At 56.1% G+C, this 412-nt stretch carries 1 rRNA gene; it reads right to left on the bottom strand.

Annotation, left to right across the window (positions count from 1 at the left end):
• Positions 1–326 precede the first annotated feature (326 nt).
• A 16S ribosomal RNA gene (locus tag OP86_RS32630) occupies positions 327–412 on the bottom strand; the annotation flags it as partial.

Genomic DNA, 412 nt, shown 5'->3' on the forward strand with positions numbered 1-412 from the left:
TCATCGGTTCCTGGTGCCAAGGCATCCACCGTGCGCCCTTAAAAACTTGGCCACAGATGCTCGCGTCCACTGTGCAGTTCTCAAACAACGACCAGTCACACACCCTCAATGATCCGAAGACCACCTCAAGTGAGGCCGGCAACCACTGAGACAACGTTTCCGTTCCCTCAGGACCCAACAACGTGCCCGACACAACAGAACCAGATACTCTCTTCCACGCCGAAGCAGTACTAGGAGACCAAGTCCTCATTGTGCCGAATAGTCAACGTTCCACCCATGAGCAACCGTGCAGGACATTCGCCTGCAAGCGGCCATGTGCTCCTTAGAAAGGAGGTGATCCAGCCGCACCTTCCGGTACGGCTACCTTGTTACGACTTCGTCCCAATCGCTGGTCCCACCTTCGACGGCTCCT

Origin of the sequence: Streptomyces novaecaesareae, assembly GCF_000716875.1 — a bacterium.
GTDB lineage: Bacteria > Actinomycetota > Actinomycetes > Streptomycetales > Streptomycetaceae > Kitasatospora > Kitasatospora novaecaesareae.